Origin of the sequence: Aeromonas rivuli (genome assembly GCF_000820045.1) — a bacterium.
GTDB classification, from domain to species: Bacteria; Pseudomonadota; Gammaproteobacteria; order Enterobacterales; family Aeromonadaceae; genus Aeromonas; species Aeromonas rivuli.
The window spans coordinates 3,171-4,124 of the sequence record NZ_CDBJ01000081.1 but is presented as its reverse complement, the minus strand read 5'-3'; the positions used below and the strand labels follow the sequence as shown (position 1 = coordinate 4,124).

The window sequence follows — 954 nt, the reverse complement described above, 5'->3', positions numbered from 1 at the left end:
ACGGCCCAAAATGGCCGTGAGGCAGTGGACAAGGCCATCGCCCTGCGCCCCGATGTCATCACCATGGACATAGAGATGCCGGTGCTTGATGGCATCAGTGCGGTGCGTGAAATCATGGCCAAGTGCCCCACCCCCATACTGATGTTCTCCTCCCTGACCCACGAGGGGGCTCGCTCCACCCTGGACGCCCTGGATGCCGGGGCCCTGGATTTTCTGCCCAAAAAGTTTGAAGACATCGCCCGCGACAAGGATGAAGCGGTACGCCTGCTGCAGCAGAGGGTCAAAGAGATCTCGCGCAAGCGCTTCCTGATGTCGGCCCGCCCGCAACCGGTGGCGGCACCTGCGGCCAGACCGGCGCTGGGCACGTCCCCCCTGCGGGAGCGCCCAGGGTTGGCCGAGCGCGCGCTCGGCACTGAGCGCACCGCGCCCGCCGCCAGCTTCAAGCGCAGCGGCAAGAGCTATCAGCTGGTGGCCATCGGCACCTCGACGGGCGGCCCGGTCGCCTTGCAGAATGTGCTGACCAAACTGCCGCTGGATTTTCCCCATCCGATCCTGCTTATCCAGCACATGCCGGCCACCTTCACCGCCGCCTTTGCCGCTCGCCTCAATGGCCTGTGTCAGATAGGGGTGAAAGAGGCGCAGGATGGCGATGTGCTCAAGCCTGGTCATGCCTATCTGGCGCCGGGGGGCAAACAGATGCTGCTCGAGGGGCGTGGCACCGGTGCCCGGCTGCGCATCATAGAGGGCAATGACAAGGTCAATTACAAACCCTGCGTCGACATCACCTTCGCCTCCGCTGCCAAGACGTATGGGGACAAGGTGCTGGCCATAGTGCTGACCGGCATGGGTGCCGATGGCCGGGATGGCGCGCGTCTGCTCAAGGAGCAGGGTTCCACCATCTGGGCTCAGGACGAGGCATCTTGTGTCGTCTACGGCATGCCGCAAGCGGTCGCC

General features: G+C 64.6%; 1 protein-coding gene (cut by a window edge). It reads left to right on the top strand.

The genetic code is table 11. The features are described 5' to 3' along the window. On the top strand, positions 1-954 hold part of the coding region annotated (locus tag BN1130_RS22720; protein WP_042043837.1) for a protein-glutamate methylesterase/protein-glutamine glutaminase (this coding region is incomplete at its 3' end). The annotated region extends 39 nt beyond the left edge of the window; 954 of 993 annotated nt are visible.